30 protein-coding genes and 1 tRNA gene are annotated in these 25,260 nt (G+C 46.7%); 20 read left to right on the top strand and 11 right to left on the bottom strand.

Annotated features, from left to right (window positions below; translation table 11 throughout):
* Positions 1–11: 11 nt before the first annotated feature.
* The 7 genes from lpdA (at position 12) to bamC (ending at position 7,337) form a co-directional block, all read left to right on the top strand.
* Positions 12–1,448, top strand: a complete 1,437-nt coding sequence (gene lpdA, locus ICN30_RS00635) for a dihydrolipoyl dehydrogenase (protein WP_216272593.1) — start codon at positions 12–14, stop codon at positions 1,446–1,448.
* Entirely contained in the window at positions 1,449–2,552 is a 1,104-nt protein-coding gene (gene zapE / locus ICN30_RS00630) for a cell division protein ZapE (protein WP_216272592.1), read from the top strand.
* A gap of 9 nt (positions 2,553–2,561) precedes the next feature.
* On the top strand, positions 2,562–3,410 hold the full coding sequence (locus tag ICN30_RS00625; protein ID WP_216272591.1) for a 3',5'-nucleoside bisphosphate phosphatase: 849 nt from the start codon (positions 2,562–2,564) through the stop codon (positions 3,408–3,410).
* Between the two features lie 57 nt (positions 3,411–3,467).
* The gene (locus ICN30_RS00620; protein ID WP_216272590.1) at positions 3,468–4,670 is read left to right on the top strand and encodes a tryptophan--tRNA ligase; all 1,203 of its coding nucleotides are present in this window, start codon (positions 3,468–3,470) and stop codon (positions 4,668–4,670) included.
* Positions 4,671–4,688: 18 nt separating this feature from the next.
* Positions 4,689–5,243 (top strand): bifunctional 2-polyprenyl-6-hydroxyphenol methylase/3-demethylubiquinol 3-O-methyltransferase UbiG, encoded by a 555-nt coding sequence (locus tag ICN30_RS00615; protein WP_216272788.1) that lies wholly within the window; start codon positions 4,689–4,691, stop codon positions 5,241–5,243.
* 76 nt (positions 5,244–5,319) lie between these two features.
* Entirely contained in the window at positions 5,320–6,192 is an 873-nt protein-coding gene (gene dapA, locus ICN30_RS00610) for a 4-hydroxy-tetrahydrodipicolinate synthase (protein WP_216272787.1), read from the top strand.
* Positions 6,189–7,337, top strand: a complete 1,149-nt coding sequence (gene bamC, locus ICN30_RS00605; protein WP_370626566.1) for an outer membrane protein assembly factor BamC — start codon at positions 6,189–6,191, stop codon at positions 7,335–7,337. Before dapA ends, bamC begins: the two co-directional genes overlap by 4 nt.
* Positions 7,338–7,408: 71 nt before the next feature.
* Here bamC and ICN30_RS00600 read toward each other — a convergent pair whose 3' ends face one another.
* The gene (locus ICN30_RS00600; RefSeq protein WP_015421028.1) at positions 7,409–7,579 is read right to left on the bottom strand and encodes a hypothetical protein; all 171 of its coding nucleotides are present in this window, start codon (positions 7,577–7,579) and stop codon (positions 7,409–7,411) included.
* A gap of 115 nt (positions 7,580–7,694) precedes the next feature.
* Positions 7,695–8,921, bottom strand: a complete 1,227-nt coding sequence (locus tag ICN30_RS00595; protein ID WP_216272589.1) for a cupin domain-containing protein — start codon at positions 8,919–8,921, stop codon at positions 7,695–7,697.
* Between the two features lie 44 nt (positions 8,922–8,965).
* On the opposite strand from ICN30_RS00595, the gene ICN30_RS00590 reads away from it, so the two are divergent.
* Positions 8,966–9,556, top strand: coding sequence for a peptidylprolyl isomerase (locus tag ICN30_RS00590; RefSeq protein WP_216272783.1), 591 nt, complete (start codon positions 8,966–8,968; stop codon positions 9,554–9,556).
* 11 nt (positions 9,557–9,567) lie between these two features.
* Here the strand turns inward: ICN30_RS00590 and cysE are convergent, their stop codons facing one another.
* Together cysE and ICN30_RS00580 are read right to left on the bottom strand one after the other, a co-directional pair.
* Positions 9,568–10,335: a serine O-acetyltransferase gene (gene cysE, locus ICN30_RS00585; protein WP_216272588.1), complete on the bottom strand. Its 768-nt coding sequence runs from the start codon at positions 10,333–10,335 to the stop codon at positions 9,568–9,570.
* 29 nt (positions 10,336–10,364) lie between these two features.
* A complete protein-coding gene (locus tag ICN30_RS00580; RefSeq protein ID WP_216272587.1) occupies positions 10,365–11,114 on the bottom strand; it encodes an RNA methyltransferase in 750 nt (249 codons plus the stop codon).
* 130 nt (positions 11,115–11,244) lie between these two features.
* On the opposite strand from ICN30_RS00580, the gene ICN30_RS00575 reads away from it, so the two are divergent.
* Positions 11,245–12,033 carry an inositol monophosphatase family protein gene (locus ICN30_RS00575; protein ID WP_216272586.1) on the top strand — a complete coding sequence of 263 codons (789 nt, stop codon included), beginning with the start codon at positions 11,245–11,247 and terminating at the stop codon, positions 12,031–12,033.
* Between the two features lie 13 nt (positions 12,034–12,046).
* Here the strand turns inward: ICN30_RS00575 and ICN30_RS00570 are convergent, their stop codons facing one another.
* The 3 genes from ICN30_RS00570 to ICN30_RS00560 are packed head-to-tail and all read right to left on the bottom strand — an operon-like array spanning position 12,047 to position 14,175.
* Positions 12,047–12,835, bottom strand: a complete 789-nt coding sequence (locus ICN30_RS00570) for a UDP-2,3-diacylglucosamine diphosphatase (RefSeq protein ID WP_216272585.1) — start codon at positions 12,833–12,835, stop codon at positions 12,047–12,049.
* Positions 12,832–13,335, bottom strand: coding sequence for a peptidylprolyl isomerase (locus tag ICN30_RS00565; RefSeq protein WP_216272584.1), 504 nt, complete (start codon positions 13,333–13,335; stop codon positions 12,832–12,834). Before ICN30_RS00565 ends, ICN30_RS00570 begins: the two co-directional genes overlap by 4 nt.
* A 45-nt stretch (positions 13,336–13,380) precedes the next feature.
* The gene (locus ICN30_RS00560; RefSeq protein ID WP_216272583.1) at positions 13,381–14,175 is read right to left on the bottom strand and encodes a lipopolysaccharide assembly protein LapB; all 795 of its coding nucleotides are present in this window, start codon (positions 14,173–14,175) and stop codon (positions 13,381–13,383) included.
* Between the two features lie 88 nt (positions 14,176–14,263).
* Here ICN30_RS00560 and cysS point away from each other — a divergent pair, with 88 nt between their 5' ends.
* From cysS to tilS, 4 genes are read left to right on the top strand one after another with little or no spacing between them, the layout of a single operon-like run.
* Positions 14,264–15,685 carry a cysteine--tRNA ligase gene (gene cysS / locus ICN30_RS00555; protein ID WP_216272582.1) on the top strand — a complete coding sequence of 474 codons (1,422 nt, stop codon included), beginning with the start codon at positions 14,264–14,266 and terminating at the stop codon, positions 15,683–15,685.
* A gap of 29 nt (positions 15,686–15,714) precedes the next feature.
* Positions 15,715–16,371, top strand: a complete 657-nt coding sequence (locus tag ICN30_RS00550) for a DNA-3-methyladenine glycosylase (protein WP_216272581.1) — start codon at positions 15,715–15,717, stop codon at positions 16,369–16,371.
* A 9-nt stretch (positions 16,372–16,380) separates the two neighbouring features.
* Positions 16,381–17,352, top strand: coding sequence for an acetyl-CoA carboxylase carboxyltransferase subunit alpha (locus ICN30_RS00545; protein ID WP_216272580.1), 972 nt, complete (start codon positions 16,381–16,383; stop codon positions 17,350–17,352).
* Positions 17,318–18,646 (top strand): tRNA lysidine(34) synthetase TilS, encoded by a 1,329-nt coding sequence (gene tilS / locus ICN30_RS00540; RefSeq protein ID WP_216272579.1) that lies wholly within the window; start codon positions 17,318–17,320, stop codon positions 18,644–18,646. The genes ICN30_RS00545 and tilS overlap by 35 nt, the downstream gene beginning before the upstream one ends.
* 1 nt (position 18,647) lies before the next feature.
* Here the strand turns inward: tilS and ICN30_RS00535 are convergent, their stop codons facing one another.
* Together ICN30_RS00535 and ICN30_RS00530 are read right to left on the bottom strand one after the other, a co-directional pair.
* Entirely contained in the window at positions 18,648–18,941 is a 294-nt protein-coding gene (locus ICN30_RS00535) for a type II toxin-antitoxin system RelE/ParE family toxin (RefSeq protein ID WP_216229149.1), read from the bottom strand.
* Complete coding sequence (locus tag ICN30_RS00530; protein WP_216229148.1) at positions 18,935–19,219, bottom strand: hypothetical protein; 285 nt, start codon at positions 19,217–19,219, stop codon at positions 18,935–18,937. Before ICN30_RS00530 ends, ICN30_RS00535 begins: the two co-directional genes overlap by 7 nt.
* A 156-nt stretch (positions 19,220–19,375) precedes the next feature.
* On the opposite strand from ICN30_RS00530, the gene ICN30_RS00525 reads away from it, so the two are divergent.
* Positions 19,376–20,626, top strand: a complete 1,251-nt coding sequence (locus tag ICN30_RS00525) for an aspartate kinase (RefSeq protein WP_216181578.1) — start codon at positions 19,376–19,378, stop codon at positions 20,624–20,626.
* Between the two features lie 91 nt (positions 20,627–20,717).
* Positions 20,718–20,812, top strand: a tRNA-Ser gene (locus ICN30_RS00520).
* A 302-nt stretch (positions 20,813–21,114) separates the two neighbouring features.
* Here ICN30_RS00520 and ICN30_RS00515 read toward each other — a convergent pair.
* Both ICN30_RS00515 and ICN30_RS00510 read right to left on the bottom strand, forming a co-directional pair.
* Complete coding sequence (locus ICN30_RS00515; protein ID WP_216272578.1) at positions 21,115–22,422, bottom strand: type II toxin-antitoxin system HipA family toxin; 1,308 nt, start codon at positions 22,420–22,422, stop codon at positions 21,115–21,117.
* Complete coding sequence (locus tag ICN30_RS00510) at positions 22,422–22,763, bottom strand: helix-turn-helix domain-containing protein (protein ID WP_216272577.1); 342 nt, start codon at positions 22,761–22,763, stop codon at positions 22,422–22,424. The genes ICN30_RS00515 and ICN30_RS00510 overlap by 1 nt, the downstream gene beginning before the upstream one ends.
* A 649-nt stretch (positions 22,764–23,412) precedes the next feature.
* Here ICN30_RS00510 and ICN30_RS00505 point away from each other — a divergent pair.
* The 5 genes from ICN30_RS00505 (at position 23,413) to ICN30_RS00485 (ending at position 25,258) form a co-directional block, all read left to right on the top strand.
* The gene (locus ICN30_RS00505; RefSeq protein WP_216272576.1) at positions 23,413–23,709 is read left to right on the top strand and encodes a hypothetical protein; all 297 of its coding nucleotides are present in this window, start codon (positions 23,413–23,415) and stop codon (positions 23,707–23,709) included.
* 51 nt (positions 23,710–23,760) lie between these two features.
* Positions 23,761–24,201: a Smr/MutS family protein gene (locus ICN30_RS00500; protein WP_216272575.1), complete on the top strand. Its 441-nt coding sequence runs from the start codon at positions 23,761–23,763 to the stop codon at positions 24,199–24,201.
* A 65-nt stretch (positions 24,202–24,266) separates the two neighbouring features.
* A complete protein-coding gene (locus ICN30_RS00495) occupies positions 24,267–24,602 on the top strand; it encodes a YqjD family protein (protein ID WP_216272574.1) in 336 nt (111 codons plus the stop codon).
* A 6-nt stretch (positions 24,603–24,608) separates the two neighbouring features.
* Positions 24,609–24,980 carry a phage holin family protein gene (locus ICN30_RS00490; protein WP_216272573.1) on the top strand — a complete coding sequence of 124 codons (372 nt, stop codon included), beginning with the start codon at positions 24,609–24,611 and terminating at the stop codon, positions 24,978–24,980.
* Positions 24,977–25,258, top strand: coding sequence for a YqjK-like family protein (locus ICN30_RS00485; protein ID WP_216229140.1), 282 nt, complete (start codon positions 24,977–24,979; stop codon positions 25,256–25,258). Before ICN30_RS00490 ends, ICN30_RS00485 begins: the two co-directional genes overlap by 4 nt.
* Positions 25,259–25,260: the final 2 nt, after the last annotated feature.

Below are 25,260 nucleotides of genomic sequence, written 5' to 3'. Positions count from 1 at the left end.
GAGGGAAGAATATGAGCCAATCATTTGACGTATTAGTTATCGGCGGTGGCCCTGGTGGCTACATCGCCGCAATCCGTGCAGCCCAACTGGGTTTCAAAGTTGCTTGCGCGGAATCTAACGCCTACGACGATCCAAAGGGTGAGCCACGCTTAGGCGGGACTTGCTTGAACGTCGGCTGTATTCCTTCCAAAGCTTTGCTTGCATCTTCTGAAGAGTTCGAGAAGATTAGTCATCACGTTGCTGACCACGGTATCACCGTTGGATCAGTGAAGCTAGACTCCGCAAAGATGATCGCTCGTAAAGATGCGATTGTGACAAAGATGACTGCCGGTATTCAATTCTTGTTCCGTAAAAACAAAATTACTTTGTTAAAAGGCCATGCTTCTTTTGAAGGTAAGGGCGCTGACGGCTATCAAGTCAAGATTGACGGTAAAGACAAAGAAGTGGTAACCGCCAAAAACGTGATCATTGCTACTGGATCTAAGGCGCGTCATTTGCCAGGGATTCCTGTCGACAACGTGTTGATTAGTGACAATGAAGGTGGCCTGAAGTTTGATTCCATTCCGAAGAAGTTAGGTGTCATTGGCGCTGGTGTGATTGGCTTAGAGTTGGGTTCTGTTTGGCGCCGTGTGGGCTCTGATGTAACCATTCTTGAGGCGCTCCCATCTTTCTTGGGTGCTTGCGATCAGGGCATTGCAAAAGAAGCGCAAAAGATCTTTACTAAGCAAGGCCTCAAAATCAATATGGGCGTCAAGATTGGTGAAGTTAAAGCCGACAAGAAGGGTGTTGTTGTTAACTACACCGATAGCGAAGGCAAAGCTCAGAAATTAGAGTGCGATCGTTTAATCGTTTCTGTTGGTCGCGTTCCTAATACCGAAAAATTAGGCCTCGATAAGATTGGCCTCAAAGTGGACGAGCGTGGCTTTATTCCGATTGATGATCACACTTGTGCAACGGCAGCGCCAGGCGTATATGCTGTTGGTGACGTTGTTCGTGGACCGATGTTGGCTCACAAAGCTGAAGATGAAGGCGTATTGGTTGCTGAAACTATCGCCGGTCAAAAGCCGCACATTGATTACAACTGCATTCCTTGGGTTATCTACACTGATCCAGAGATTGCATGGGTTGGCAAAACTGAAGAGCAGCTCAAACAGGCTGGCATTGCTTACAAAGCAGGTCAGTTCCCATTTGCTGCTAATGGTCGTGCATTAGGTATGGATCGTGCTGATGGTTTCGTTAAAGTATTGGCCGATGAAAAAACCGATGAAATCTTAGGTGTTCATATCATTGGGCCTAATGCTTCTGACTTAATTGCTGAAGCAGCCGTAGCAATGGAATTTAAAGCGGCAGCTGAAGATATTGCTCGTATCTGTCACCCACATCCAAGCTTGTCGGAAGTGGTTCGCGAAGCAGCATTGGCGACGGATAAACGTGCATTAAACATGTAATTGAAAGCATTAGAGTATTACCATCAAGAGTTAAAGGCGCGCGGGTATCAAAGTGATCCCGCGCAGCTTGCCGCCATTGAGCGCTTACAGCGCTGTGAAGATGAGTGGATTGCTTATAAAGAAATCCGCAGTAGTGGCTTAAAAAAGAAACTCTTTAAACCAAAACTTCCCCGTGGCGTCTATCTGTGGGGTGGAGTAGGCCGTGGCAAATCCTTTCTCATGGATTGCTTCTTTGCGGCTTCACCCTTAGAAAAAAAGATCCGTATTCACTTCCATGAGTTCATGCGCGAAGTGCATCGTGAGTTGCATGAGCTTTCTGGTTTGTCTGACCCATTGGATGAACTCTCCAAAAGAATTGCTAAGCGCTATCGACTGATTTGTTTTGACGAGTTTCATATCAACGATATTGCTGATGCCATGATTTTGTATCGCTTACTGAGCGCGTTATTTGAGGATCGCGTTCAGTTTGTTATGACTTCAAATTACCAGCCAAGCCAACTTTATCCGAATGGCTTACATCGAGATCGCTTATTGCCGGCCATTAAACTTTTGGAAGAAAAGCTAGACGTTATGAACGTTGACGCGGGTAATGACTATCGTCGTGTCCAGATGGCACAAGTTGAGGCTTACCTCACACCGGTTAATGCTGAAACCCATGCAACCCTAATGCAAATGTTTCAGACCTTGATAGGTAATCAAAATGAAACTGTCCGCCCAGTTTTACGGATTGAATCTCGAGAGCTAAGACCTCTGCATATGGCTGAAGGAGTGGTTTGGTTTGATTTCCAAACGCTATGCTGTGGCCCAAGGTCTCAAAATGACTATTTGGAGATTGCCAATCAGTTTCATACGGTAATTCTGTCTGGTGTGCCTTATATGCCCCCCAGAATGACCAATGAAGCCCGTCGCTTTATTTGGCTCATTGATGTCTTATATGACCATAAAATCAAATTAATCATCTCTGCAGAGGTCCCAGCGGTGGATTTGTATACCGAAGGTCAAATTACCAGCGAGTTCTCCAGAACGGTTTCTCGCTTGATCGAGATGCAATCCCGCGATTACCTCGATGCGCCTCGCCGGGTAATTGATACCAGCTTGACCTAAAATAGGGTCATGACCAGTAATTCCAGCCTAAACGCAGATTTACACTGCCATTCCGTTGTTTCCGATGGAACCTTAACGCCTGAGCAGCTGGCTGAGCGCGCCTATGCGAATGGTGTTCGTTTGTGGGCTTTAACTGATCACGACGAATTGGGTGGCCAAGAAAGAGCTCGGGCTGCCGCAAGTTCGCTTGGTATGGACTATCTTTCCGGAGTCGAGATTTCAGTGACCTGGATGGGGCAGACGATTCATATTGTTGGCTTAGGAATTGATGCCGCACATGCCGGAATTCTAGAGGGCTTACGCCGTACTCGCGAGGGTCGTGGTAATCGTGCTCAGCAGATGGCAGAACAATTATTAAAAGCCGGTATACCTGGTGCATACGAAGGTGCCTTACATTTCGCGGGTAATCATGAACTCATTTCTCGAACACACTTCGCACGTTTTTTAGTGGAGCAGGGCATCTGTCGTGATACCGATCAAGTATTTAAAAATTACTTAGTTGAAGATAAGCCTGGCTATGTACCTCATCTCTGGGCCACGCTTGATGATGCAGTTGCATGGATCAAAGGGGCGGGTGGTGCTGCTGTAATTGCGCATCCGGGGCGTTACAAGCTCAGCGCCATGCAAATGGATGAACTCTACAAGCACTTTAAAGAAATCGGCGGTATGGCCATTGAGGTGATTACTGGCAGCCATAGCCCGAATCAATATCAAACCTATGGCAAGATTGCTCAGCATTATGGATTTTTAGCTTCTCGAGGCTCTGATTTTCATGATCCTGAAGAGAGTTATATTGATCTCGGAACATTGCCACATTTGCCGGATCATTTAACTCCCGTATGGTCACTTTTTCACTAATCGATTTCTCCCATTTGCTTAACTAGTTTTAATTACCTTTAAAGAATAAAGATCAAGATGTTTGCAGAACGCGTTCTCTCTGGCATGCGACCAACTGGTAGCTTGCACCTCGGCCATTACCATGGTGTTTTAAAGAATTGGGTTCGCTTGCAGTCCGAGTATCCCTGCTACTTTTTTGTAGCAGACTGGCATGCCTTAACCACCCACTATGAAACCCCAGACGTTATTGAGCAATCTGTATGGGACATGGTGATTGACTGGTTGGCTTGTGGCGTTGATCCAAACCAAGCCACTTTATTTATCCAGAGCAAAGTGCCTGAGCATGCAGAGCTATTTTTGTTGCTATCGATGGGTACGCCTTTGGGATGGTTGGAACGTGTACCAACCTATAAAGATCAAATCGAAAAACTCAAAGAAAAAGATTTGCAGACCTACGGTTTCTTGGGCTACCCCTTGCTACAGGCTGCTGATATTTTGATGTATCGCGCACAATTTGTACCGGTAGGTGAAGACCAGGTACCTCACGTTGAGATGACGCGTGAAGTGGCGCGCCGTTTTAACTATCTTTATGGTCGCGAGCCTGGCTTTGAAGAGAAGGCGCTAGAGGCGGTTAAAAAATTAGGTAGTAAGCGCGCAAAGATGTACGCTGAATTACGTGTTGCGTTTCAGGAGCGGGGCGATGATGAGGCTTTGGAGCAAGCGAAAGCTTTGCTGCAAGAGGCACAGAGCCTCTCGATGGCCGACCGTGAAAGATTATTTGGTTTCTTGGAAGGCGCTCGCAAAATTATTCTGCCAGAGCCACAAGCATTGCTAACAACAGCATCACGCATGCCAGGCATTGATGGGCAGAAAATGTCCAAGTCTTATGGCAACATGATTAGCATTCGTGAAAATCCTGAAGATGTGATCAAGAAGATCAGGACAATGCCCACCGATCCAGCGCGGGTACGAAGAACCGACCCGGGTGATCCTGCGCGTTGCCCAGTATGGCAGTTACATACGGTGTATTCGAATGAAGAAACCAAGACTTGGGTTCAAAAAGAATGTCAGTCAGCGGGTATCGGATGCTTAGAGTGTAAGCAGCCTGTTATTGATGCCATTCTTGCTGAGCAGCAGCCCATGTTTGAGCGTGCCCAGAAATACCTGGATGACCCTAGCTTATTGCGCTCCATTATTGCTGATGGTAGTGATAAGGCGCGTAAGGTTGCTCAAGAAACTATGCGCGAGGTCCGAGAGTCTATGGGCTTGGCGTACGACTAAGGCCACCTTTTGACATCAATGCATGATGCTGTTGCAAGCGCCTCTCCTTGGGTAAGGCGTTTTGCTCCCACCATTCCAAAGAGTGGGGTAGTTCTGGACCTAGCTTGTGGGGCAGGCAGACATTCGGTTTTACTGGCATCTCAGGGCCACACTGTTTTGGCTGCTGACCGAGATATTTCTGCTTTTGGGTCTCTGAAACATGCCCTCATTCAAACCCAAGAGCTTGATCTCGAGAGCTCTGTCTGGCCCTTGCTAGGCAAGCAATTTTCAGGGATTGTGGTTACGAATTACCTTTATCGCCCATTTTTAGATGAATTGCCCAAAATGCTCTGCGAGGACGGTGTCTTGATTTATGAAACCTTTGCAGATGGGAATGCGAAATTTGGCAAGCCTTCCAACCCCGATTTCCTGCTAAAACCAGGCGAATTGCTTGCTTTGGCAGAGCGATCAGGCTTGAAAGTGATTGCCTTTGAGGATATTTACCTCGACCAACCTAAACCAGCCATGGTTCAGCGGATTTGTGCCGTAAAAGGCCATTTAAAAGGGTGCATTCCGTTACAATTTGGTGGTTAACATTCAGATAATTCAGACACATTCAGTGACTAATACAACACAATCCAAAGCTAGTAAAAAGCCTATCGCAGGTAGCATGCCTGCCATTGTGACGCCAATGTTCGAGGATGGAAGTCTGGATTTTCCGGCCTTACGTTCATTATTAGATTGGCATGTTGCCGAAGGTACGGATGGCATCGTCATTGTTGGTACGAGCGGTGAATCGCCTACGGTTTCTGTTGAAGAGCATTGTGAGTTAATTAAGACGACGGTCGAGCATATAGCTGGACGTATTCCAGTGATTGCTGGCACGGGTGGAAATTCAACTACAGAGGCAATTGAGTTAACTCAGTTTGCTAAGTCTGTTGGCGCTGATGCAAGCCTCCAAGTTGTTCCCTACTACAACAAACCAACACAAGAGGGCATGTACGCCCACTTTAAGAAAATTGCTGAATCAGTCGACTTACCTGTGATTCTTTATAACGTCCCAGGCAGAACTGTTGCGGATCTTGCCGGCGAAACTACTGTACGCCTAGCAGGCGTCCCTGGAATCATCGGAATTAAAGATGCTACCGGAAGCATTGAGCGTGGCACTTTATTATTAGCTGATCTCAAGCGTGCCGGCCACCAAGATTTCTCTGTTTTCTCAGGCGATGATCTGAGTGCTGCAATGCTCATGCTCATGGGTGGTAAAGGCAACATTTCCGTAACTGCGAATATTGCTCCACGTCTTATGCATGAACTATGTCAGGCCGCGATGTCTGATGATGTAGTGAAGACGCGCGCGATTCAATATCAATTACTGGCTGTTCATAAAGCCATGTTTACCGAGGCAAATCCAATTCCTGTGAAATGGGCTCTGCATGAAATGGGCAAAGTCACAGCTGGAATTCGTTTACCTTTAACCCCTTTGAGTGTTGCTTTGCGTGAACCTTTGAAGACTGCAATGAAACAGGCTGGCTTACTATGATGAATTTGATGCAAATCCTGCGCCAACATTGCGCAACTCTATTGATTATTTCTTTCGCTAGCGTTGCTTTGCTTGGCTGTAAATCTGTTGCAACCAATGACACCGTTGATTACAAGTCGGCCGGTGCGGTTCGTGGACCTAATTTGTCTTATCCGCCAGATCTCATTACCGCGCAAGCGGATCGCCGTTATATCGTTCAGGATGGTTCTGCCACCATGTCTGAATACAATGCTGCAGTTAAGAAGTCTGTGCAAACCCGCAAAAATGTAATGACTGGTATTCCAGGTATGCGTATTGCTCGCGATGGTGAGCGTCGTTGGTTGGTGGTGGAAAAGCCGGCACCAGAGCTTTATCCGCAAATTAAAGATTTTTGGCAAGAAAACGGTTTCTTGTTGGTCATTGACTCACCGTCAACTGGCATTATGGAAACGGATTGGGCTGAAAATCGTGCCAAGATTTCACAAGACTTTATTCGTAACATCGTTGGTGGCGCCTTAGATTCAATCTATGACACTGGTGAGCGCGATAAGTACAAGACCCGTCTTGAGGTTAGCAAGCCCGGTGAAACCGAGGTTTATATTACGCAACGTGGCGCCATTGAAAAATGTACAACAGATAGTACTGGTAACTGTATCTCCACGATTTGGACTGCACGGCCGAACGATCCTGAACTTGAAGCGGTATTCCTGGCTCGTTTGATGGAGCGCCTGGGCATGACGCAAGAAATGGCTAAGGCTCAAGTGGCGGCGCCTCTAGGTCCTAAGACACCAAAAGCAAAGTTGGTTCAAGAGGGTGTGAATACTGCGCATATTGAAATGGCTGCAGGCTTTGATCGCGCATGGCGTGATACGGGACTTGCTTTGGATCGCTCGAACTTTACTGTTGAAGACCGTAATCGTGCGAACGGTGTTTACTATGTTCGTTACGTTAATCCTAAGGATTTGGGCGATACCAAAGGATTCTTCTCCAACCTGTTTAGCAGCAAGGACGACTCTAGCTTGAAGGCCAAGAAGTACCTCGTAGTGATTAAATCAACTGGGGATAATTCTTCAAGCATCTATGTTCAAGATGCTGACGGTAAACCAGAAAATACTGCGGCCGGATTACAACTCTTAACTTTGCTTACAGAGCAGATGTCTCGCTAAGTCATCGGCCTTAAAAATACCAGCCAATAAAAAAGCCGCTTTTCAGCGGCTTTTTTTCTTCATGAAGAAGATTACTTCTTAGCGTCAGCAGCAGGTGCAGCTGGAGCAGCAGCAGGAGCGTCAGCAGCTGGAGCAGCAGCAGGAGCAGCAGGAGCAGCTTCTACAGGTTTTGCTTCTTCTTTTTTACCGCAAGCGGCCAAAGCGATTGCCAACATTGCTACGAGTGCGAGTGACTTCTTCATTTGTAATTTCCTCTTAAAAAATTATCATTAATAACCGGTTATTAATACTTAGAAAGTACAGGGTTACCCCCTAGGTACTTTCCAGCAATCATTATAGCCATCTCGCAATCCCGAGTTAAAAAACCAACCACCCAGCCTCAAATGCATCAAAAAGGCTATTATTTGCGTCAATTTTGCCCATAGAGCCCTTAAATTGCTTCTTGGCAGCAAGTGCGCGCCAGGCCTTTTTTGTCGCGCTAGCTTGTCCGGCAGTCACATCTTCGCCATTGCAATAAATCCTGGCGCCCAAGGCGAGAAGTCTTGTTTGGGGGTGTGGTTTTACAGCTCGCTTGGCAAGCTCAATACTAAATTCTTCGGGTGAAAAATCGTGCGCGCTTCCGTCAAAATAGGCCTGAGGTTTTGGCTCGCTGAGGTAGGCAGCAATTCCGGGTAGGAAAGTTTCTATCCGGTCCAGTTTTAAGCTATTTAATTTTTCCGCTACTTGTTTAATGAGTTCTTCCGGAAGTTGCTCGGCCTGTGAAGTAGCCGTTTGCTTGGGGTCAGCAAAGCGCTTTTCTAGCCCTGGAATCTCTTCAAGTGATTCTGCTAAACGCCATAAACCTTCCTGCAGTATTTCTTTATAGCTTTGAGCTCTAAATCCAACCGACCAGGTCTGACAACCTGCATCCAAGGCAATACCATCATGAGCAATATGCGGCGGTAGATAAAGCATATCGCCTGGCTCTAAATCCCACTCTTGTTCAGCTTGAAAGCGCTTCAAAATCTTCAATGGAAGATCGGGGTTCAGACTTAAATCCTTCTGCTCGGAAATGCGCCAACGTCTACGCCCCGACATTTGAATTAAAAATACGTCATAAGAATCAAAGTGCGGGCCAACGCCGCCACCAGGACCAGCAATGCTGATCATCAAATCATCTAAGCGTGCATCTGGAATAAATCGAAACCAAGAAAGAATTTTTGCTGCCGCAGGATGTCGTGCTTCCATTCCCTGAAGTAGTAGGGCCCAGTCGGGAGACTCAAGCGAAGGGATCGCTTTCTTCTTGAATGGACCATCTGTAAATGTCCAAGGTTTTGCTTTGATTAATCTAGATTCAACTGCGTCATTGCTTGATATTTTGAATAAGTCTTCAGCAGGTATTGCACTGTCCAGTGGTTCGCCCAGGCGCTTGGAAAGTTCAAAGGCGGGGATAGCGCCGCGGACTAAAAGTGGCTTTTTATGCCAATAGGATTTCATGAACTGCTGAGGGCTATTGCCCCCCAGAAGAGCCCATGGGCGATCTAGTGGAAGGTTTTGGGGTGCCTGTGGGGGATCGTAGGGCTTGCTCAAGTAAAATGCTGTCATATAAGTAAAAAGCTGTTTAAAACACAATGTTGAATGAATTACGCATGAAGATCGAAAAAAATACCGTTGTATCCCTGCGCTACAAATTAACCGATGCGCAAAACAATATTATCGAGGAACCAGATTCTCCGATGGTATACCTGCATGGTGGATATGAGGGTACTTTTCCTAAGATTGAAACCTTATTAGATGGCCAGGATGTGGGCTATGAGGCCAGTATTCAGCTTGAGCCCAGCGAGGCCTTCGGTGAGTACGATCCTGAGTTATTAAAAATCGAGCCACGCGCACGCTTTCCAGAGCCTTTGGAAGTGGGTATGCAGTTTGAGGGAGTTCCTGACGCTGAAGATGAGGGTGAATCTGCTGATGTAGATGATGAGCCCTTGATTTATACCGTTACCGATGTTGCAGACAGTCAAGTGGTTTTAGATGGAAACCATCCGCTTGCTGGAATGGCGCTGCGGTTCTGGGTTCAAGTAGAAGACATTCGCGCTGCTACTGATGAAGAGATTGAGAATCGCCATCCCGAGGGTGGCGAAGCGTTTGCATTCGGAATGCCTGATGATTCCGATGATGGTGATGATGAATTTACAGGAGATGTTTCCAAGCCTGGTAACTCATCACCGACCCTGCATTAGAGCCAATAGACTTACTCTTTAAGCCATTCTTTTAAAGCGCCTAGGTCACGCTTGGTGTCACTGGATTCGCTTGCATCAGATGCTGGTGTATTGCTCAATTTTGCGAGAGCCTTTTCTAGCAAGGCGATTTTGGCCTCTTGCTCAAGCGTGGCATCAATCAATCCTTTTAATGCCATAGACACTGGGTCATCTACATTCGGTGTTACGCCATAAGCAGAGAAGTATTCTTTGACCTTGCTGTCTGGTGTGCTGGCCTGCGGTAAATCTGGGTGCAAAATGCGCGCAGGAATTCCTACTGCAGTTGCCCCAGCCGGAATTTCTTTGAGTACTACGGCATTAGATCCAACGCGTGCACCGTCGCCTACGGTAAAGCCTCCTAGTACTTTTGCTCCCGCGCTAATAACGACCCCTTTACCTAAGGTGGGGTGACGCTTTACACCTTTGTACAGCGATGTTCCGCCCAAGGTGACGCCTTGATAAATGGTGCAATCATCTCCAATTTCGGTAGTCTCACCAATGACGATGCCTAGGCCGTGATCTAAAAATACTCGACGACCGATCTTCGCGCCAGGATGAATTTCAATACCAGTAACAAAGCGGGCTAGCATCGACAGAAGTCGTGCAATCCACTTCAGACCTAGGTTCCAAAGACCATGAGATACCCGATGAATCCATACCGCATGCAAACCTGGGTAGCAGGTAATCACCTCTAAGCGATTTCTAGCGGCAGGGTCACGAACAATGATGGAGTCGACTTGGTCGAAAAGCGAATTAAACATAGGACGATTTTAACGGGTAACGGCTGAATTTATTTTCTCAAAAGCATCTGCTTGGCAATCCCGCGCAGAAGATCGATTTCTTCTTTGTGGAGGCGAGCTCTTGCAAAGAGTGCTTGTAAGCGGGGCATGAGCTTCTTAGGATTGGCAGGGTCAAGATAGCCAATGGCCTCAAGCCCTTCACGCCAGTGCTCCAACATGGCAGCAACAGCGGCGGGATCGGCATAGTCAACTAGCTCGGTATTTGAGTCTGGGGGCGAAGACCCCAGATCATTAACCAAGGACTCTCTGAGTGTGAAGGCACAGACCATCATGGCTTGAGCGAGGTTCAATGAAGGGTAGAGCGGGTTGGCATCAAGCCATACCCGATGCGTACAAAGGGACAGATGATGGTTGTCTAGGCCAGTGCGCTCAGGGCCAAACAGGAGTGCAACCCGCTGATTGCCCGCAATAGCAGCCTGGATTAGGGGGCGAGCATCTTGCCAGTTCATGGCTGGTGGCCCAAATTCACGATCACGACTAGTTAAGCCTAGGACTAGGGCGCAGTCCTGAACCGCCGACTCTAGGGATGGGGATTCTTGGCTGGATTCCAGGATATCGCCAGCACCGCTTGCTAATGCAATGGCCTCAGGCGTTTGCGCAACCCCCGGAATCTTCGGTGAAATCAGGCGCAGATCACTAAACCCCATGGTTTTCAGTGCGCGAGCAGCTGAGCCCACATTCCCTGGGTGACTGGTTTCAACGAGAACCCAGCGTAATAGCTGTGCCTGAGCGGTATTCATATTGAAAAGATTTCTTTAGGGGCTTGGGAGTTCAAATGGGCAATCGTTTAGAATCAGGGTGTTAGCTCCTTATTGTCATGCAGTTTGCAATCTGGTGAGCTTGTTCTTATTTAATTTGTCCATCAATACTATGCATCCCATGTTAAATGTGGCCGTTAAGGCTGCCCGTCGTGCCGGAACCGTGATTAATAGAGCCTCTCTGAATTTAGAGCGACTCCAGGTTGACCGCAAACAACATAATGACTTTGTAACCGAGGTGGACAGACAGGCTGAAGCGGCCATTATTGAAACGCTCAGCGAGGCTTACCCATCTCACGGCTTTTTGGCTGAAGAGACTGGCGCTCAAAATGCAGATGCTGAAAACGTATGGACCATTGATCCGTTAGATGGCACAACAAACTTTATTCATGGTTTCCCGCAATATGCAGTTTCGATTGCATTGGCTGTTAATGGCGTAACACAGCAGGCAGTGGTCTATGACCCAACTCGTGATGAACTTTTTACTGCTACTCGCGGCGCAGGGGCGTATTTAGATCGTCGGCGTTTGCGCGTTGCCACTCAAGATCGTTTGGCTAATTCCTTGCTTGGCACTGGTTTCCCATATCGCGAAGATCAAGACTTAGAAAAGTATTTAAAAATCTTTGGCGACATGTCACGGCAATGTGCCGGTCTTCGTCGCCCTGGTGCTGCATCACTAGATTTGGCATATGTTGCAGCTGGCCGTTACGATGGATTTTTTGAGAGCGATCTCAAGCCATGGGATATGGCTGCAGGCGCTTTATTGATTACTGAGGCCGGTGGCTTAATTGGCAATTACCGTGGTGAAGAAGGATTCTTGCAAAGCGGTGAAGTGATGTGTGCAAACCCACGCATCTTTGCTCAGATGGTGCAGTGCCTATCCAAATATTCCACCTGTTAATTAGGCGGCAGTATTAATTTTTGATCAGATCGGCGTATCGAACGCCATCTTGATTAATGAGAAGTGCACTCGCACGTGGTCGCCCGCTTTCAGGGTGATCTAAATCCCAGTCTGATAAGACCCAGCGTTGCCATTCTTGGTCATATAGGCGCTCTTGATGGTGCTTGGGTAGATGGGTATGCCCATGGATCAATTGATCACCAGCCTGATCTCTCAGGACCGCAGCGCAGGCTGCCAAGGTGACATCAGTTTTAGCTTGCGCTACTTCAGGAGAAGAGCTCATAGCACGTTGATATTGCACGCCACTATTGCTACGTAAATGATTTGCAATGGAGCGACGCCAATTTAAAGGCAATCGTAGAAACAATTTTTGGATCCACGGTTTACGAACCCATCCGCGGAAAACTTGGTAGCCAATGTCTGCCGTGCACAGCGAGTCACCATGACAGAGAATATAGTTAGAGCCAGCAATATTGATTTTGCTCGGATCGGCCAAGAGAGTCATGCCTGTTTTACTTAAAAAATGCTTTCCAACTAAAAAATCACGATTACCATGAAGGTAATAGGTTTTTACTTTGGTGGAGAGTGTTGCGAGCGCATGCTTTACTTCCTGTTGGAAGGGGGAGTGCAGAGCTGCATCATCCCCAACCCAATACTCAAATAAATCACCTAAGATAAATACAGCCTCTACCTTAGGGGCATCCTTTTCACAAAAATCAAAGAATCTTTGCGCCGTCAAAGGCATTGACGGCGTGAGATGCAAATCCGAAATGAGTAGCGCGCTCGCGTATTGCGGAATCATTCCTCGAGAACGCTTGCCTTTTCAATTACGACGTCTTCAGTAGGAACATCTTGGTGAAATCCAGCATTTCCAGTTTTGACCTTGCGAATTGCATCGACTACATCAAGGCCATCAGTCACTTTGCCAAAAACAGCATAACCCCAGCCTTGAGCATTTGGAGCTGTATGGTTCAAGAAATCATTGTCGTTTACGTTAATGAAAAACTGAGCTGTTGCAGAGTGTGGATCGCTAGTGCGAGCCATAGCTACTGTGCCCCGTTCGTTCTTGAGGCCATTGTTTGCTTCGTTCTCAATTTTGGCGCCAGAAGATTTTTCTTTAAGGCCAGCAGTCATACCGCCGCCTTGAATCATGAAGTTATCGATCACGCGATGAAAAATAGTGCCATCGTAGTGACCGCTTTTCACGTACTGTAAAAAATTAGCAACGGTTTTTGGTGCTTTAACGGCATCCAATGAGAGAGTGATGTCACCCTTATTTGTTTTGAGTAGAACCTTAGCCATGATGAATTAACTTTCTAGTGAGTTAGTAGATAAAAACTGTAAAAATTATTTTGAGATTGGTGTAACTGGTGAAGTTACTTTTTTAGGTGGTTTCAGTATTTCCATTAATGCTTTTGCACGATTGGTGTACTGACGTTGATTCAGAACGGCATCTTTTGCCGCATTGTCATAGGCCTGCGCAGCAAGACGAATATAGACTTCGCCTAAGTTAGCTGAGGCAACCGTATAGCTTGGACGTAATTTCAAGGCGAGCTCAAGATAATCCCGCGCTTCAATCCAATTGCCTTGGTTTGCTGCTAGTGCGGCTAAGTTGTTATAAGGCTCAGGTAGCTCTGGAAATTGCTGGGTAATCTCTACCAAAGTTTTCTTGGCTGCTTCCCACTGACGCATTTCAATCTGCATGCGTGCTTTCACGTATCGGAGTTGAACGTTGCCTGGAGTTTTCTTGAGTTGCTGATTAATCTGATCGATGGCCTCGGGATATTTCTTGGCCTTAATCAGTTTTTCGATATTTGATGGGACGCCATTTTTAGTAACTGGATCCGGTTCAATGATCAAAAAGGACAGGAATGGAACCGCTACAGAGTCTGAGAGCTCAGAGTTAAATTGATCGTATCCAGCGTCATTGCCGGCAAGTCTTGGGGGGTCATTAGGACCATAAGAACCAAGATAGGGCGCTTGTGTGCCTTGAGCACTCGTAGAAGCGCTATTTACGGCCTTGATTTCGGCATCCGCCAGCTGTTGCCCGGGGGTGCTGCAGCCCGCAAGCAGTAAAACAGCAAAAAAAGTGCTCAAGCCACCCAAATGGGCTGGACGTAGTGAAAAAAGGTTAGCTGGCATAGGGGGGTGGGGTGAAAAACTGGCTCATTCGATATACTCAGCGCTCAGTCTAACAAATTGGCGCTACTTGCCCACCTTTATAGCCCCTATGCTGCAAATCTATAACACTCTCAGTCGTTCCAAACAGGCCTTTAAACCGATCGAGCCGGGCAAGGTGAAGATGTATGTCTGTGGAATGACGGTCTATGATTTTTGCCATATTGGCCATGCCCGGGTGATGATTGTGTTTGATATGGTGGTGCGCTGGTTGCGAGCCAGCGGCTATGAGGTTGTTTATGTCCGCAATATCACTGATATTGACGACAAGATCATCAATCGTGCGATTGAGAATGGCGAGCCCATCGCTGCACTGACACAGCGTTTTATTGACGCTATGCATGCTGACTCAGATGAGTTGGGTTTGATGCATCCTGATCATGAGCCCCGCGCAACAGATTACATAGCGCAAATGCAGGGGCTTATTGGCCGCTTGATTGAAAAAGAATTAGCCTACCAAGGCGAAGATGGTGATGTGAATTTCGCTGTTCGTTTATTTCCAGAATATGGTCGCCTTTCCGGTAAATCTTTAGACGAACTGAATGCAGGTGAGCGGGTCGCCGTAGGTGGCGGAAAACGTGATCCACTGGATTTTGTTCTGTGGAAAAGTGCAAAAGCGGAGGAGCCTGCCGATACGCGTTGGAAATCTCCCTGGGGTGAAGGTCGCCCTGGATGGCATATTGAATGCTCTGCTATGTCATGTGATTTGTTGGGCGAGCATTTTGATATTCATGGTGGTGGCGCTGATTTGCAATTTCCGCATCACGAGAATGAGATTGCTCAAAGCGAAGGTGCCCTATATGGCCAAGACCACAAAGCCAGTGATCAACCGTTTGTAAATTATTGGATGCACAACGGACACATTCGGGTGAATGAAGAAAAGATGTCCAAATCATTGGGTAATTTCTTCTTAATCCGTGATGTACTGAAAAACTTTGATCCTGAGGTTCTGCGTTTCTTTATGCTACGCGCTCACTATCGCAGTCCTATTAACTATAGCGATGCGCAACTCGAGGAAGCTCGCTCTGGCTTGGTTCGTCTATATACGGCCTTGGCCCAAGTGCCATTGAGCAATAAGCCCGTAGACCCCCATTCACCATGGGCTAAGCGCTTTGCTGATGCCATGAATGATGATTTCAATACGCCTGAGGCTATTGCGGCACTCTTTGATTTAGCGAGCGAGGTCAATCGTGCGCAGGGTGATGAGAAGGCGCAATTAGCAAATACTCTCAAAGGATTGGCTGGAACTCTTAATTTCTTGCAGCGTGATCCAACAGTATTTTTGCAAGAGGGATCTCGAGGCGGCGATGCGGGTTTGTCTGTTGCTGCAATTGAAGAGCAGATTGCCGCACGAGTAGCCGCAAAGCAAGCTAAAGATTTTGCTAAGGCAGATTTAATTCGTAAAACATTATTGGAGCAGGGCGTAGTATTGGAAGATAAACCCGGCGGCCTGACTGAATGGCGTAGAAGTTAAGTAATCCAATTTATGATTGAGAATGTATTTTGACTAAAGTTGTAGAGCAAGAAATTTTTGAAGAATCAGCCCCAGAGTATTGGGAGCAAGCTTGCGCTGAGTTAATCAAGCATGACCGTATTCTCAAAAAATTGATTCCTAAGCATGGTTCAGTTTTTTTGAGAACGCGTGGCGATGCTTTCACGACCCTGGCAAGGTCAATTGTTGGTCAGCAAATATCCGTGGCTGCAGCCCAGTCTGTGTGGAACCGGGTTTTATTAGCGTCTAAAAATAAAGTTACCCCGAAAAATATCCTTGCCTTAAGTATTGAAGAATTACGTGGAGCGGGCTTATCGGGTCGTAAAGTGGAATACATTCGCGACCTAGCCGATCATTTCGATTCTGGCCGTTTGCATGCTAATCAGTGGAAAGGCATGGAAGATGAGGCCATCATCAAAGAATTGTGTGATATTCGGGGAATTGGGCGCTGGACAGCCGAAATGTTCCTCATGTTTAACATGGTGAGGCCTAATATCCTCCCTTTGGATGATGCAGGCCTAATTAAGGCCATTTCCCTCAATTACTTCAGCGGAGAGCCTGTCAGTAGGCATGAAGCCCGTGAAGTGGCTGCAAATTGGGCCCCTTGGCGCACCGTAGCCACCTGGTATATGTGGAGAAGTCTCGACCCCGTCCCCGTTGAATATTAAAATCAAGCTATGAAAACGACTTTCCTGGATTTTGAACAGTCAATCGCTGAACTAGAGTCAAAGATTGAAGAGCTGCAATTTGTGCAAGATGAATCATCAGTGGATATCTCTGATGAGATCAAAACGCTTACCGAAAAAAGTCAGCAGCTGACTAAAGATATTTATGCCAACTTAAGCCCTTGGCAAGTTTCACAAGTAGCGCGTCATCCACAGCGTCCTTACACGCTGGATTACGTGGGTGCATTGTTTACGGATTTTCATGAGCTTCATGGCGACCGTAATTTTGCTGATGATCAATCCATCATTACTGGCTTAGCCCGTTTTGAGAATCAGCCTTGTGTGGTTATCGGCCATCAAAAGGGTCGCGACACTAAAGAGCGTGCCTTAAGAAACTTTGGTATGAGTCGTCCAGAGGGTTACCGTAAAGCAAAGCGTGTCATGCGCTTGGCAGAAAAATTTAAGTTGCCTGTGTTCACTTTTGTGGATACACCAGGCGCATTCCCAGGCATTGATGCGGAAGAGCGTAACCAGTCCGAAGCGATTGGCCACAATCTCTATGTTCAGGCTGAACTAGAAGTTCCAATCATCGCTACCATTATTGGTGAGGGTGGTTCTGGTGGCGCACTAGCTATTGCTATGGGCGATGTGGTGCTGATGTTGCAAAACTCAACCTACTCTGTGATTTCACCTGAAGGCTGCGCATCCATTCTTTGGAAGACTGCTGATAAAGCACCTGAGGCTGCCGAGCAACTGGGTTTGACTGCGCAGCGTTTAAAAGCAATTGGCTTGATTGATAAGATCGTCGCCGAGCCAACTGGTGGTGCGCATCGCGATTACGAGACCATGATGAACAGCATGCGTAAAGCTTTGGCTGAGTCACTCAAGACCTTCGATGGTATGAAAGTAGATGCGCTTCTTGAGCGTCGTCATGAACGCTTGATGAGCTATGGCAAGTTCAAGGAAATCGAAGCCAAGCCTTAAGGCAAAAACCAAAGCAGCCAAACGTATTGGGCTTGCCTTAAGTGGTGGGCTTGATTCGGTTGTGTTGCTCGATACCGTTTGTAAAGCGGTTCAAAAAAATTCAACCCAAGAGTCAACCGAGGTTTGGGTTTTTCATATTCACCACGGTTTGCAAAAGCCTGCAGATCAATGGCTGGAGTTCTGCGAGAAGCTAGCTAAAAAGTATCGGGTGCATTTTGACTTCCGCCTATTGCATTTTGCAGATCCATCCCAAGGCAATATCGAAGCCAGAGCAAGGGTGGAGCGCTATGAGGCTTTAACTGACTTATGCATTGAGCATGGCATTGAAGATCTCCTGCTGGCGCATCACCAAAATGATCAGGCAGAAACCGTGCTCTTGCAACTCTTACGAGGATCCGGAGTGGCCGGTCTTTCTGGTATGCCACTCAATCGTGCCAATACAAAAGATGCCAGTGCAAAAGATGCCAACACCATTACTCTTTGGCGCCCGCTATTAAATCAAACTAAGGCCAAGTTAGAAGCCTACGCCAAAGAACATAAACTGAAATGGATTGAAGATCCTAGTAATCAAAATACGCGCTATCGTCGTAATGCTATTCGCAAAGAAATTATTCCAAGGTTGGAAAAAATTCAGCCTGGTGCAATTGCCAATTTAGCTCGTAGCGCAGACTTGCTAGCCCAATCCCAGGTGCTGCTCGATCGTTTGGCCAAGCAAGATGGAAAAGGAATTATTGAAACTAAGAGTCTGAAGTTAAAACCGCTTCTGGCATTCGCAAATGCTGATAGACCTGCTGCTAATAATTTGCTGCGCTATTGGCTCAAGTTAAATGATTTAGCCATGCCTTCTCAAGAACGGCTTGAATCTTGGTGGCGGGATCTGATCGCCGTCAAATCAGATTCAAGCCTAGAGTGGCAGCATGATGAGGTGAGCATTTATTTGTGGCGTGGCGCCTTGCAAGTAGCCAAGCCCAAAGTCGGGCAGTGGGTGTTCCAGGATGTGCTCACAAAAGGTAAGTCGCTAGGACTACCTGCGGATTGGGTTGCTCAAGCCCAAGCAGAAGGCCGCGTTGAGGAAAGACTGCGTCAGGGGGCGGAAAAGATTCAAATCAAGCCTAATACCCCGCGTAAGACTCTTAAGAACCTCTTTCAGGAGTCCGACACGCCACCTTGGGAGCGACAGGTACCATTGCTCTATATCAACGAGCAGCTTGTGGCTGTAGCGGGGGTGGGGGTCAGTTACCCGCATTTGGTTCCAGGTGGGAAAAGAGTTTTGCCTTGCTGGGAATTGCTTTAACTTAGTAAATCCCGCCCGATTCTTTTTGGTGGCGAACGGCATTGATGAGGATCGTATTTTTTGATTCCTCAAAGCTATATAAGGCGATATAGCCACTCTTTCCCCGAGAAATCACCAGCTCCCTTAGATGGGTATCGCAAAGTCTTCCAACTAGCGGGTGCCTTGCTAGAATTTTTACAGCTTCTTCAATGAGTTCAATTGTGAGAAGTGCAGCACTTTTGTCATTTTCTATTAGGAAGTCAGTAAGTCGCTCTAAATCATCAAGTGCTTGGGGAGCAAAAACAATTCTTACCAATTGCTAACTTTCAATATAGTTTTTTTCCCTGTGATACGGTTTTTCATTGCCTCAAAAACCTTGTCTGATTCGAAGACCTTACCATTCTTGATAACCCCTTGACGAGCAATGTTGGCTTGCTGAATAAAGTTTCTGCGTATTTCCGCATTGAGGCTGGCTTGCTTAATAGCTTCCACCATAAATGCGTGTGGAGTCATGCCAAGCTCTTTAGCTGCATTTGTAGCTTGTAGTTTTATTTCTTCGGTGAGCTTTAGGGAGGTTGTGCTAACAATGCTCATAATGGTCTCCTGGTGTTACTTTAGTAACACCAATCCTATCGCTAGACCTAGCTACTGTCAATGCCCACGTTTTGGACTATAAAAACCCTGTAAAATAAGCCCCTTTTAGACCCTAGGGAATGTAATTCCCTGTAAATAGACAATACGACGGTTTTTATGGCTCTTATCGTTCATAAGTATGGTGGCACCTCAATGGGCTCAGTTGAGCGCATTCAGAATGTTGCTAAACGCGTTGCCAAGTGGATGCGTGCAGGTCACCAGGTAGTGGTGGTGCCTTCAGCTATGTCTGGCGAAACCAATCGTTTACTTGGTTTGGCAAAAGATATCAATCCCAATGCAAACCCACGCGAACTCGATCAAATCGCCTCGACAGGCGAGCAAGTGAGCTCTGGCTTATTGGCCTTGGCATTGCTGCGCGAAGGTGTGGATGCAGTCAGCTATGCAGGTTGGCAAGTCACTGTTCACACGGATTCTTCATTTACTAAAGCACGCATCAAGAGTATTGATGACAAGAAAATTCTCGCTGATCTCAATGCGGGACGTGCTGTGGTGGTAACTGGTTTCCAGGGCGTAGACCCTAACGGCAATATCACTACTTTAGGTCGCGGCGGTTCAGATACATCAGCAGTTGCGATGGCTGCAGCCCTTAAGGCGGACGAGTGCCTGATCTATACAGACGTAGACGGTGTCTATACGACTGACCCCCGTGTTTGCGAAGATGCACGTCGCTTAGACAAAATTACTTTTGAAGAAATGCTAGAAATGGCAAGTTTGGGTTCGAAGGTATTGCAGATTCGTTCAGTTGAGTTTGCAGGTAAGTACAAAGTTAAAACCCGTGTTCTGTCATCACTGACAGACCCGTTGATGCCCCTTGATCAAGAGATGAAGTCGGGCACCTTGATTACATTTGAAGAGGACAGCACTATGGAAGCCGCAGTTATTTCCGGCATCGCCTTTGCGCGTGATGAAGCAAAAATTACCGTTCTTGGCGTTCCTGATCGCCCAGGTATCGCTTATCAAATTTTGGGTCCGATTGCGGATGCCAATATTGATGTGGATATCATCATTCAGAACCAATCCTTTGAAGGTAAGACGGACTTCACTTTCACAGTGCCACGTGCCGATTATCAAAAGGCCTTGGACTTACTTAAGAACAACGTTCAAGCCCATATCGAAGCTAAAGAAATCACTGGTGATCCAAAGGTTTCTAAAGTGTCCGTGGTTGGCGTTGGCATGCGTTCCCACGTTGGTGTTGCAAGCAAAATGTTCCGCACCTTATCGGAAGAGGGCATCAATATTTTGATGATCTCTACTAGCGAAATTAAGATTTCTGTTGTGATCGATGAGAAATACATGGAGTTGGCAGTTCGCGCTCTCCATAAGGCATTTGAGCTGGATCAGAAGTAATAAACACGCAGTAAACGCTTCAAAAACGCAGTAAAAACCCTCAGCCAACGGAATCCGTTAAACTGTGGGTCGTTGTAAAGGCATCAAGCAGGGAGACGTGGCCGAGCTGGTCGAAGGCACTCCCCTGCTAAGGGAGCATCGGGGCTAAAACTCTGATCGGAGGTTCGAATCCTCTCGTCTCCGCCAGTAACTCTGGCAACCTACCTGCTTTTTGCCATACAACAATGACTTAGCCCCTTAATTGGGGCTTTTTCTTTTTCTATAAAAGACTCTACCCACCAGCCTACCCACCACTAAAACATATCTTGATTGAGGATTTTTTTCGTAGATAAGCCAATTGGCCTCAATTCAAGGTATGAAATGAATGGCACTAGGGTAGTTTGTAATCCTCGTGGTTATGTTCGATCTAACCACGCTGAAAACCCAGAATTCAATCCAGCTCTTATTGTTGAAATCTAGTTGTCGGGCAAGATCTTCTTAATGAGGGATTAACTCTTAGCTAAAGTCTTGATTAATTCAGGACTACAAATATCATCAATATGCCTAAAGGCCAGAGAGATTCCTTCAATTTGATCTGCAGGAATTCCAAGGCTTTCGAAGTGTGTTTTCCACTGCCTCGTTACTCGCCATATGCGATCGATAATGGAGCTTGCTTGCTGCGCAGATAAACCAAAGCGTTCTTTAGCCCCATAGGCATTGTCTAGGGTTGCTAGCTTGCCTTGAGGTCCAATGCCTAGATGTTGATAGCGCTCACTTGCAATGACTGCATGGGGCATCACATCATAGAGTGGGCTTAGACTCCAGCCTTTAAGCTTCCGATTCCATAAGAAGGCATGATTGCGTAGATGATCATCATCGTTGCTGACAAAAAGGTTAAAGATCATGCGTGCATATAGTTCTTCAACATCCGATTTGACGGTTTGAACCAGGCAATATCTGCGTATAGCATCCGCAATATCCATATAGCTTTTTGTATTGGACTCTGATTCGTGGCAAGCAACAAGGGTGAGGGCGCTAACCACATGATGACGAATTTCTACTGGTCGAGCACAGGCGATCCAAGAGCGATCAAAGCGTTTGACCATCAACACCTTTTTCTTGCCGACTTGCTCTAATTGAGTTTGAGCTACATTGAGGCCAGCCAATTCTGCAAGTTTGAGGGTGGCGTATTCAATGCTTGGTACATCTAAAGCGCCATCATTGTTGCCTGGGAACTTGGCCATCCATAAAATGTTGTCATCGTCGCGCACGCTTGCCTTTGGGCGCATACCCCCTAGGCCGCTACCCACAATCAAAATTCTGGATAATGCTTCGGAAACTGGTAAGCCAGCCTCGATCTTTTGCGCACCTTCCAGTACGTAAGATAGATTGTGAATACTTTCATGAGCAGGGCGCTCTTCTTGATCTAAGGAGGCTCGAACATCTAATGCCCCAATGCGATCGCTACCAGCCTCAAGAAGGTAGGTTGATTCAGGCAGGCTATTAGCTGGAACCTTAAGTCTTGCTTCAATGACTCTTCTTCCCCAAGAATCAGGAGCAGCGTCCCGAATTCCGCCAAAAACTTCTAGACCATTTGGTGGAACGAGGCGCTTGCCTTTGATCTCACTTTTATTCTTAAGACTAAGGGCAACAGGATCAATTTCCTGTGCAGTGCCCCTATCTAGGTAGCGCAGGCCATAGGCAAATGAAGAGGCAATAAGTCTTGAGCCTTCCTCGTCTACTTGCAGTTGTCCTGCTGGCACAAATTCACCATCAAGATTGGCAAAGACAAACAGGTCTTTGGTTGTGTTTGCCATCAGAAATCAAGCGCTTTCATTTCAGCTGCACTTAAGTCGCGAACGCGTTGTGGGCGCAAACGACGCTCCAAGGCAGCAATCGCAGGATCATTGCCGCTTAAGAGTTGCAGTAGGGTCATGCCTGGAGCTATTGCATCTAAGTAACGCAGGAGCGCGCCAATGGCAACGCCAGGATCACCTTTTTCAATACGCTGGGCAGTTGCACGAGATAGGCCAGCACGAACCGCAGCCTCACCTTGGCGAACATGACGGGCAAGGCGCAAGGACACTAGGCATTGCGCTATTTCAGCGGATTGGCTAAGTTGCTTTGATGCTAGAGATAGTTGTTGATCTACGCGCATAGCTGCCTCATGCTCTTCATTAGGTACAAGGCGCTAATATACCTGTTTAGACCTGATTTGTCAAAAAAATGACTCATAAATAAGTCCTTAAATACATTAATGACTTATTTATGAGTCATTTACTGATTTAAATTGGTGGAATATAGGCGGTCTATTTCCGTCAAGGGCACCCCAAAGGGGTGGCTTGCGAACCCTTGGTATCTTGCCGCCAACCATCCAGAATTAAGGATCGACATAATCAATTGCAATTGCTGTTACTTCCTTCTTCTTGCCCAGAATGCGGTGGGTGAGAGCTAATAATAGTTCGTATATGGCTTTCAATGCCGCACCTTCATCTGCTTGCCGGCATATTCGCTAAATCGCATCTGCTCCTAATATCCGAGCCTTTTTCTTTCTGCGCTTAAATATTTATTACTAAAGTTCACAACTTCACAACTTCTGTGGTATAGTATTACTAAAGGAGGGTAAATGAGAAGAGCGATACCAAAAACACATCAAGCTTTAGATTGGATAGGGAAGGGAATGACCGCAGCTCAAGCCGCTAGGAAGATGGAAATTTCAGAATCTAGCGTCTACGCCGCCTTAAGAAAAACAAAAGCAAAAGATTCAGGTTGTTGTCCAACGTGTGGTCACAAATTAAGGAAATAAGATGAAAAAAACTCTATTAGCTGTCGCCTCAATCTCCGTAGCTGCATTTGCATACGCAAATACCTCATCTGATTCTTCTGAATTAGTTAGCCAGCAGTGCAAGATTTCAGCTGAAGCAGTTTCCACATTGAAAGGTTTACGTTACGGCAATACATCTATTCGCAAGGATGTGGCCGGTCTAATTAATATGAATCTCAAGGTTCAGGAAAATAAAGATGCAGCGCAGATGACCTTAAACCGCATGGTTGACGATCAAGTAAATTCAGCATCCGCATTGGAAGCAAAGTACTGCTCTTAATGCTGCGTGAATGGGTTGAATGGGTTTCCCAATCATCGATAAAGGTGTGTGATGACCCATTCATTTGAATGTCTGGAATGTGGCAACCCCAGGGGGATGATTGGGGAGTGTCGTCAATGCGGAAGCGAGGAGCTTCCTATCCCGCATAGCGATACGATGGTGCTGAATTTGAAGTTCGATAGTCCAAGTGCTGAAGAGGCTTTGGATCGCTTAACCATTGCTCTACGCCGCGCATCAGAAGTGGGCATTAAGGCAATGATCTTGATCCATGGCTATGGAGCAAGTGGCGAGGGCGGAAGAATAAAGTGGGTCGTACATGACGCCCTCGAAAATAACTATTTTTCAGACCGCGTCGATGAATACCATTTTGGCGAGCAAACCGCCTTTGGTAGCGAGTCCTATCATGCGCTTTTGCGAAGAAGGCCAGGCCTTAAAGCCTATCTTAAGCACTTTAAGGAAGGCAATGCTGGGATGACAGTGCTAATACTGTAATTACTGAGTGGAATTGCTTAGAATGGATCAATTAATTCCTTTAAGCCTATCAACTAGGAGCGGTAATGACTGCTAAAAAATCAACTATCCACCATGAAGAAGCTCAGATTAACTCTGAGAATTTGATTGGTGACTTCAAGGCGCTCATGGCGGATGCTGAAGATCTTATAAAAGCAACAGCAAGCCATGAGGATGGACCTCTGAGTGCTATTCGCTCAAAGGCTTTGGATACGCTCAATAATGCGAAAGAAAGCTTTTCTTCAATGGAAGGCACTTTGACTGAAAAGGCTAAAGTAGTTGCTGAGAGTGCCGATGAGTTCGTTCATCGCAATCCTTGGGAGGCAGTCGGCGTTGCTGCTGGTCTTGGCCTGTTAATTGGCCTCTTTATTCGTCGTCGCTAGGCACTCATGTCCCAAGAAAATCTTTTATCGTCCCTCAAGAATCTAGTCTCTACAGGTGCGTCAATCGCCCAGACGCGTCTGGAGTTGATCTCCACTGATGTTCAGATTGCACGCGCTAAGTTTTTGAGTTTGATGGTCATGATCATCTTTACCTTATTTTTCTTGTTTTTTGGTTTAGTGATGCTAGCCTTGCTCATTGTTATTTATAGCTGGGAGGCTAATCGCATCTTCGCATTAAGTTTGCTTACTGGTGGATTCTTATCCGTCGGAATTATTTTGGCGCTGGTAGTCTTGCGTTCTCTCAAGACTATGCCTAAATTATTTGAAGCAACGATTGCTGAGCTATCCAAAGATCGCCAGGAGCTTGCTAAGCGATGAGTCGAAAGATTTCAGAGCTTCTAGCTCGGCAGCGAGTTCTTCAGGAGCGCGCGGCGCAAGAGCGCGCTGATTTTGCCTTGCATTTTGAACCAATAGAAAAGCCCTTATCTTGGGCTGATAGGGGTGTAGATGCCTTTAATTTTGTGAAGAGCACCCCAGTGCTGTGGACTGGCGCATTTGCTGTACTGGCCCACTACAAACCCAAGCTTGCTAGTAAGGTGCTTGCTGTAGGCTGGGGCGCTGTCAAGCTACTCAAAACCGCCAAGAAGCTGGTGTAACT

The organism is Polynucleobacter sp. 31A-FELB (genome assembly GCF_018882405.1).
GTDB lineage: Bacteria > Pseudomonadota > Gammaproteobacteria > Burkholderiales > Burkholderiaceae > Polynucleobacter.
The sequence above is the reverse complement of the archived record's forward strand: the minus strand, read 5'-3'. Positions and strand labels throughout refer to the sequence as shown.